Source organism: Bradyrhizobium sp. Leo170, from assembly GCF_004296405.1.
In the GTDB taxonomy this organism is placed as follows: domain Bacteria; phylum Pseudomonadota; class Alphaproteobacteria; order Rhizobiales; family Xanthobacteraceae; genus Bradyrhizobium.
The window spans coordinates 1-8,475 of sequence record NZ_PSRR01000365.1; the positions used below are offsets into that span (position 1 = coordinate 1).

An 8,475-nucleotide genomic window follows, 5' to 3' on the forward strand; every position below is an offset into this window, starting at 1 on the left:
CTTGGGGCTCGAAGCCTTCCAGCGCATCAAATTTGGTACCAGTCTGGCGCTCCGCGATGTGTGAATCGGACAGCCGCAGGCGGGGCGAGGTGGAGCGGAGTTCGCTCCCCGATCGAGAACAAATATCGCTAGGCGGAAAATGCCGGAACCGGGCCTGCCCTCACGCAAACGAGCCTTGTGCTTTGCGGCCAAGGCAGGCAGAACAATCTGATGCACCAAGGCAAATCCGGAGCTTACATCGGTGGCTGACAATCGGCCTGCGGCCTCGATCGAGGCCGTCGAAAGCGGTCTCGCCGCGCAAGGCTATATCGCGAGCCGGCAAATCGCGACCGCGGTTTATCTGTCGCAAGAGATCGAGAAACCGATCCTGGTCGAAGGCCCCGCGGGCGTCGGCAAGACTGAGCTGGCGAAGGCGATCGCCACCTGGCGCGGCATGAAGATGATCCGCCTGCAGTGCTACGAGGGGCTCGATGAGGCCAAGGCGCTGTATGAGTGGAAGTATGCAAAACAGCTCCTCTATACGCAGATCTTGAAGGACAAGCTCGGTGAGGTGCTGGGCGGCGCGCAGACGCTGCATCAGGCGCTCGACCAGCTCCACGCCTTCGGCGATGTGTTCTTCTCCAAGGAATTCGTCGAGCCGCGGCCGCTGTTGCAAGCATTGGAGCAGCCGGCGGGCTGCGTGCTGCTGATCGACGAGATCGACAAATCGGACGCCGAGTTCGAGTCGCTGCTCCTCGAAATCCTCAGCGATTTCCAGGTCACCATTCCCGAGCTCGGTACGGTTTCGGCGATCGCGCCGCCGACCGTGATCCTGACCTCCAACAGCGAGCGCGATCTCGGCGACGCCCTGAAGCGGCGCTGCCTGCATCTGCATATCGGTTTCCCCGAACAGAAGCTGGAAGAGCGCATCGTCGAGAGCCGCGTGCCCGGCATCTCGCAGACGCTGCGCCGACAGATGGTCGGCTTTATTCATGAAATCCGCACCCTCGACCTGAAGAAGCTGCCGTCGGTGAGCGAGACCATCGACTGGGCGCGCGTGCTGGTGCTGCTGCAGGCGACCGAGCTCGACCACGAGATCGTCAGGGATACGCTGAACGTCCTGCTCAAATACGAGGCCGACATCGAGGCCGCGCGGCCGCAGCTCACCACCTTTATCGCCAAGGCGTCGCGGCAGGGCGTGTTCGGGTAGACGCCATGCGCGAGAACCTGCATCGGTTCCTTCGTGCCGCGCGCGGAGCCGGGGTCCGGGTCTCGCCCGCCGAAAGTATCGATGCGATGCGCGCGGTCTCAAAGGTCGGCTTTGCCGATCGCGGCGTTCTGCGCGACACCTTCCTGCTGACGCTCGCCAAGTCGCAGGACGAGAAGCGCGCGCTTGGCGAATGTTTTGATCTGTTCTTCAGCCAGCCCGAGCCGGCGCAGGATACGGCGGAAGAGAACAAGGCAGACAATTCGGAACAGGCGGATTCCGACGCCGGCTCCGATTCTTCGAGCGAAAGCGGCGGCGGCGAGCAAGCCGAGAATCTAGGCCCCCTCGCGCAGATGCTGCTGTCGCAGGATCGCAACGCGATATCGGCGGCGATCGCCAATGCCTCGGGCGCGGCCTCGCTTTCCAACATCCGATACTTCACCCAGCGCGGCATCTTCTCGGGCCGTATCCTGGACGCCATGGGCATCCAGCGCCTGCGCGACGATCTCGACAATCTGACCGCGACCAACCCGGCGCTGGCCGAACGGCTGCAGGCGGCGCTTGACGGATTGCGCGGCACCGTCCGCGACACGGTCTCGCAGGCGCTTCTGCTCTACGGCCGCGAGGAGACCGAGAACCTGCGCAACGAGATCCTGCGGAATGCGCCGCTCGCCCGGATCGAGCCGCGCCAGGTCGAGCAGATGCGCGCGCTGATCCGCCAGATCGCCCGCCGCCTGCGCGAACGCTACTCCAAACCGCGCAAGCGCCAGCGCCGCGGCCATCTCGACGTCCGCCGCACGCTGCGGCGAAACGCGGCCTGGGGCGGCGTGCCCTTCCTCACCGCCTGGAAGCGCAAGCACCGCGACCGGCCGAAGATCGTCGCGCTCTGCGACGTCTCCGGCTCGGTCGCGCGGGTGTCCGATTTCTTCCTGCTGTTGATCCACTCGCTGCACGAAGTGGTCGACGACGTCCGCTCTTTTGCCTTCTCCGGCCATCTGATCGAGGTGAGCGACATATTGGAGGAGAAATCGCCTGAGGCGGCGATGGCCGAGATCATGTCCAAGGTCGGCTTCGGCTCCTCCGACTACGGCAATTCGCTTGCCGATTTCGAGAAGGGCTGGATGGACGCGATCACGCCGCAGACCACCGTCATCGTGCTCGGCGATGCCCGCAGCAACAATCTCGATCCGCGCGCCGACATCCTGCGCCGCATCGCCGAGCGCTCGAAACGCCTGGTCTGGCTCAACCCCGAAGGACGCATGACCTGGGGCTTCGGCGATTCGGAGATGCCGCGTTACGCGACCTTCTGCAGCGTGGTACGCCAATGCGCCACCGCCCAACAGCTCGAGCGCGCAGTGTCCGATATCGTCGCGACGTATCAGTAGATCGGGCCTTGTAGCCCGGATGAAGCGAAGCGTAATGCGGGGTCTTTGCCGGCCGGCACGAGTGGTCCCGGATTGCGCTTCGCTCCATCCGGGCTACGGGCTGGCTGCACATGTGAGGCGAAGCCGGAGCAGCCTCACGCGTCGATCGCGTCCTTGATGCGTTTACGGGTCAGAGGCAGGTTGCGCAGGCGTTTGCCGGTGGCGTGGGCGATGGCGTTGGCGATCGAGGCTGCGGCGGGGCCCTGGCCGGTCTCGCCGCTGCCGAGGAACGGCTGGCCGGGGCGGTTGATGATGTGGACGTCGATGCGGTCAGGCACCGCGTCGAAGCGCAGGATCGGATAGGTCTGCCAATCGACGCTGGTGATCCGCGTGTCGTCGAAGCTCACGCTCTCATACAGCGTCCAGCTCATCGATTGCATGATCGCGCCCTCGATCTGGTTGGTCAGCCCGTCCGGATTGACAACCTGCCCGGAATCGACTGCTGCAACCGCGCGCAACAGCCGCGCGCGCCCGGTCTCGCTGACCACCTCGACTTCGGACGCGATGGCACAATAAGCCGCAAGGTTCTTGTAACGGGCGAAGGCAAAGCCGTAGCCGCGACCGGCTTGCGGTTTCTGATCCCGCCTCCAGCCAAATTCCTGCGCGGCCTTTTCGATGACATCGCGTCCGCGCCGATCCTCGAGATGCCGCAGGCGAAACTCGACCGGATCGGCGTCGGCGAGCCCCGCAAGCTCGTCCATGAAACTCTCGATCGAGAACACGTTGTGATAGGCGCCGAGCCCGCGCATCGCCGAAATCCGCAGCGGCATCGCCGGAATGAAGTGATGCACCACGCGCGCGTTGGCAAACGTGTAGAGCGGGATCGCGTTGCGATCGCCGCCGCCTTCCGGCAAGGGCAACGGTTTTGGCGGCGGAACGGCAAAGGCCTGCGCCATGTGCTGCGCGGCAAGCAGCGTGCCCGCATTGCCCGGCCGCATCGAATGGGTGTTGCTCCACACCGCGAAATTCCAGTCGGCGATGCGGCCATCGGCGTCGAGCGAGGCCTTCAGCTTCGTCACCATCGCCGGCCCGAACGGCTCCCAGGCGTGTTCCTGCTCGCGCATCCATTGCACGCGCACGGGCCGGTCCGGCAGCGCACGCGCGATCAAGGCGGCGTCGGCCGCGACATCGTCGGCGCCGTTATGGCCGTAGCAGCCGGAGCCCTCGACATGGATCAGGCGGACGCTCGCAGGCGGCATGCGCAGCATCTCCGCAATCGCCTGGCGGTCGGGGTACACGCCTTGGGTGTGCGTCCAGACCGTCATCGCGCCTTCGACGAAATGCGCCACGGCGCAGGATGCCCGATCGAGCCATGCGACTGATAGGGACGGGTGTAAATGGCCTCAATGGTCTTTTGGCCGGAGACGGAAGGATCGCTGCGATTGAGGATTGTGGAACCCTGGGAGGGCAGGCTGGTGATCACATTGAGCAAATCATCCTGCTTCGGCAGGCTCGGGCTTTCCTTCCATTTCGTGGCGGCGGCGAGCGCGTTCATCGCCTTGACCGCCTGAAATTCCTTGTCCGCGACGACGGCGAGGAAATTGCCATCGCGCACGACCTTGACGACACCGGGCAGTTTCTCGACGGCCGAGCCATCGCATTCGACGAGCTGCGCGCCGCAGCTCGGCGGCCGCACCACGCGCGCATGCACCATGCCGGCCAGTCGCATGTCCTGCACATAGGCCTCACCGCCCGTGACCTTTGCCGGGATGTCCACGCGCGGCACCGGATGGCCCATGATCTTGAAGGTCGCGGGATCCTTCAATTTCGATTGCGCCTGCGCCTGCACATGGAGCATGTCGGCGGCAACCAGTTCACCGTAAGTGATCCGCCTGCCATCCGGATCGACGACCGCGCCGTTATCGGTCTTCAGGCTCTCGGCGGCGAGACCGAGCCGCCTCGCCGCCTCCGCGACCAGGAGTTCGCGCACCTGCGCGGCGGCGTTCAGGATCGCGGTGCCGGAATCCTGCATCGAGTGACTGCCTGCGGTATAGCCCTCATTGGCCGTGAGTTGCGTGTCCGCGGTGACGACGCGGATCGCTTCGAAGGGAACGTCGAGCTGTTCGGCGGCGATCTGCTGGAACGCCGTCTTGAATCCCTGCCCCAGTTCAGCCTTGCCGGTGAAGGCGGTGATGCGGCCATCGGCGTCGATGCGGAGCCACGAATCAAGATAGGGCGCGGTCGCGAGGCTGCCCGGACGCTTTGGTCCCGCAACCGCCGGCGCCCCTTCTTCCGCGAATGCGCGGCCTAGCGAGAAGCTGACGATGAGGGCGCCGCCACCCTGCAGCACGCGGCGGCGGTCGAGGATGACAGGCGCATTCATTGGCCGCTCCTCTCGTTTGCGGATGCATCCGCCGTATCCATCAGTCGCGCGGCGCGATGCACCGCGCGCAGGATGCGCATATGGGTGCCGCAACGGCAAAGATTCGGCTGCAACTCGGCACGGATCTCGGCGTCGGTCGGTTTTGGATTTCTGAGCAGCAGCGCCTGCGCCCGCATCATCATGCCGGCGATGCAATAGCCGCATTGCGCGGCCTGCTCTTCCATGAATGCGCGCTGGATCGGCGCCGGCGCGGACACGGTGCCGAGACCTTCCAGCGTCGTCACCTGCTTGCCTTCGAGCAGCAGCAGTGGCGTCACGCAGGACAGCACCGCCTTGCCATCGACGATGACGGTGCACGAGCCGCATTGGCCGAGCCCGCAGCCGAACTTGGCGGCGTTGAGTTTCAGATCGTCCCGAAGCACGTAGAGCAGCGGCGTATCGGGATCGGCATCGATATGATTTTCCTGGCCGTTGACCTTCAATGTCATCATGGCTGGTCTCGCTGCGAAGGGTCGGCCGGCGCATCGCGCGGGCCGGCGGACGTCTGGAGAAGCGCGGTCTGGGTGCGGCGCGCATCCGCAATGGTCTTTTCAACGTCGGCCCAGGGCGGCTCCTTGCTGAAGCGCGCGCGCAGGTAATTGAGGAGCGAAGCGACCTGCGCGTCGGTCATGCTGGCGGCGAAGCCCGGCATGATCGGACTGCGTTCGCCCGCCACCGCCGGGACGCCGGCCAAAATGATATTGGCGAGGTTGCGGGCATCGGGGCTCGTGACCGCGGTGCTCAGCGCAAGGTTGACGCCGCCATAGGGCAGCGGCCGGCCGGATTCATGGCAGGCAGCGCAGGCCGCAGCGTAGATCGCCCCACCCGTCGGGTCTCCTTGTGCAGGTGCCGATTCGGCTTGCGCGAGCACAGCAACGCGATTGCGTTCCGGCTTCGGCGCGCCGGAAACGTCGGCCATATAGATGGCGATGGCGCGCACGTCGCTGTCGGGCACCGTGGAAAGGTTGCTCACGACCTCCGCCATCGGCCCGCGTGCGGTGCCATGATCGGGATGCCAGCCATGGCGCAAATAAGCGTAAAGCGACTCCGCATTCCACGGCACCGGCGCATGCGCGCGGTCGTTAAGCGCATAAGCACGCCAGTTGTCAGCCTCGCCCCCGGCAAATTGCGCCCTCACGCGCTCGGCGCCCAGCGCATTGCGCGGCGTGTGGCAGGCGCCGCAATGGGCGAGGCCGTCGACCAGATAGGCGCCCCGGTTCCATTCGGCGCTCTTTGCCGGATCCGGCTGGAACGTCTCGCGGCGCAGGAACAGCAGTTTCCACCCCGCGATGATCGGCCGCTGGTCCAGCGGAAAAACGAGTTCGTTCCGCGGCGCCACGGCATGCACGGGCGGCCGCGTCATCAGGAACGCATACAGCGCCCGGTCGTCCTCGTCGGTGACATTGGTGAAGTGGTCATAGGGAAAGGTCGGATAGAGATGCTGGCCCTCGCGGTTGACGCCGGTGCTCATGGCACGCCCGAACGCAGCTTCCGACCATCGGCCGATGCCGGTCTGCGGATCCGGCGTGATGTTGGAGGAAAAGACCACGCCGAACGGGGTCGGCACCGGCAGGCCGCCGGCAAAATCCTGGCCGTCCCGCCGGGTGTGGCAGTTGTTGCAATTGCCGAGCGCGGCGAGTTCGCGGCCGCGCTTGACCACGGCTGGATCGAACGATGCCGGTGACGGCGGCTCGATCGCGGCGATTGCCGGCCGCCACACCATCGCAAAGGCCGCCGCCGCGCCCACAACCAGCGCGACAGCGACAATGCCTGCGATGATCCGTGGCGATCTCGCCATGCCGGCCATTTGAGTTTGTGGTTGGACCGTGTTTTAACACGGATATCCCGGCATCGTTCGCCGGCGGGGCCCCCGATCACCGCTTCTTGACTGCGTTTGAAACCGACATGGATTCTGTCCTCAACCGAGCGTCCGGCGACATCAGGGATGCGCTTGCCGTGCTCAATTCCGTGTTCGGCCTCACTGCGTTCCGGGGCGCGCAGGAAGAGATCGTCCGGCATGTGACCGATGGCGGCAATTGCCTGGTGCTGATGCCGACCGGCGGCGGCAAATCGCTCTGCTACCAGTTGCCGTCGCTGCTGCGCGAGGGCTGCGGCATCGTGGTCTCGCCGCTGATCGCGCTGATGCGGGACCAGGTCGCGGGCCTCACCGAGGCCGGCGTCAACGCGGCCGTGCTGAACTCGACGCTGTCGCCGCAGGAAGCAGGCGAAGTCGAGCGCCGGCTGATCGCGGGCGATCTCGATCTGCTCTATGTCGCGCCGGAGCGGCTGGTGACGCCGCGCTGCCTCGGCCTGCTGGCGCAGGCCAAGATCGCACTGTTTGCGATCGACGAGGCACATTGCGTCTCGCAATGGGGCCATGATTTCCGGCCGGAATATATCGGCCTTTCCGTGATCGCTGAGCGCTTTCCCGACGTGCCGCGGATGGCGCTCACCGCGACCGCCGACGAACTGACGCGCGAGGAGATCGCCGAACGGCTTTCGCTTGGCGACGCGCCGCGCTTTGTCTCGAGCTTCGACCGGCCGAACATCCGCTACGAGATCATCGACAAGGTGAATTCGATGACGCAGTTGAAGGCGTTCATCACCGAGCGCCATGCGGGCGAAGCCGGCGTGGTCTATTGCCTGTCGCGCGCCAAGGTGGAAGACGTCGCGGCCTCGCTCAGCGCGGCCGGCATCCCGGCGCTGCCTTATCACGCCGGGCTGGAGCCCAGCGTGCGCGCACGCAACCAGGATCGCTTCATCAACGAGGACGGCATCGTCATCGTCGCCACGGTTGCTTTCGGCATGGGCATCGACAAGCCGGACGTGCGCTTCGTCGCCCATCTCGATCTGCCCAAGAGCATCGAAGCCTATTACCAGGAGACCGGCCGCGCGGGACGGGACGGCAAGGCATCAAGCGCGTGGATGGCTTATGGCCTCTCCGACATCGTGCAGCAGCGCCGCATGATCGATGAGTCCACCGGCTCGGATGCCTATAAGCGCGTCTCGATCGGCAAGCTTGATTCGCTGGTGGCACTGGCGGAAACCGTGGGCTGCCGCAGGCGGCGCCTGCTGGCCTATTTCGGCGAGATGCAAAGGGAAGAGAATTGCGGCAATTGCGACAATTGCCTGTCGCCGCCGCGCGTGCGCGACGGCAAGATCCTGGCGCAGAAGATGCTGTCCTGCGTCTATCGCACCGGCCAGCGCTTCGGCGCCATGCACCTGATCGACGTGCTGGTCGGCCGCCTCACCGACCGCGTCAAGCAGTTCGGGCACGACCAGCTCTCGGTATTCGGCGTCGGCCGCGAGCTCAACGAGAAGCAGTGGCGCGCGGTGCTGCGCCAGCTTGTCGCCATGGGGCATCTTTGGGCCGACGGCGAGGCTTTCGGCGCGCTGAAGCTGACCGAGAGCGCGCGCGGCGTCCTTAAGGGCGAGACCGAGGTGCTGCTGCGCGAGCAGGCGGAAGGCGCGCGCAACCGCGCCATCCGGTCCAAGTCGCGGCG

Annotated in this window: 5 protein-coding genes and 1 pseudogene; 3 read left to right on the forward strand and 3 right to left on the reverse strand. The window is 65.6% G+C overall.

The features are described 5' to 3' along the window. Positions 1-241: 241 nt before the first annotated feature. Complete coding sequence (locus CWO89_RS36965; RefSeq protein ID WP_130583304.1) at positions 242-1,189, forward strand: AAA family ATPase; 948 nt, start codon at positions 242-244, stop codon at positions 1,187-1,189. A gap of 5 nt (positions 1,190-1,194) precedes the next feature. Continuing rightward, positions 1,195-2,571 carry a vWA domain-containing protein gene (locus tag CWO89_RS36970; RefSeq protein WP_130583305.1) on the forward strand — a complete coding sequence of 459 codons (1,377 nt, stop codon included), beginning with the start codon at positions 1,195-1,197 and terminating at the stop codon, positions 2,569-2,571. Between the two features lie 134 nt (positions 2,572-2,705). Here CWO89_RS36970 and CWO89_RS36975 read toward each other — a convergent pair. From CWO89_RS36975 to CWO89_RS36985, 3 genes and pseudogenes are all read right to left on the reverse strand, one after another. After that, positions 2,706-4,933 (reverse strand): annotated as a pseudogene (locus tag CWO89_RS36975) (xanthine dehydrogenase family protein molybdopterin-binding subunit). Further along, complete coding sequence (locus CWO89_RS36980) at positions 4,930-5,424, reverse strand: (2Fe-2S)-binding protein (RefSeq protein ID WP_130583306.1); 495 nt, start codon at positions 5,422-5,424, stop codon at positions 4,930-4,932. Before CWO89_RS36980 ends, CWO89_RS36975 begins: the two are co-directional and overlap by 4 nt. Beyond that, positions 5,421-6,770, reverse strand: a complete 1,350-nt coding sequence (locus tag CWO89_RS36985; protein WP_130583307.1) for a cytochrome c — start codon at positions 6,768-6,770, stop codon at positions 5,421-5,423. Before CWO89_RS36985 ends, CWO89_RS36980 begins: the two co-directional genes overlap by 4 nt. Positions 6,771-6,877: 107 nt before the next feature. Between CWO89_RS36985 and recQ the strand changes: the two genes are divergently transcribed. Continuing rightward, positions 6,878-8,475 (forward strand): DNA helicase RecQ (recQ, locus tag CWO89_RS36990; protein WP_130583308.1); only part of this gene is annotated, 1,598 nt, incomplete at its 3' end.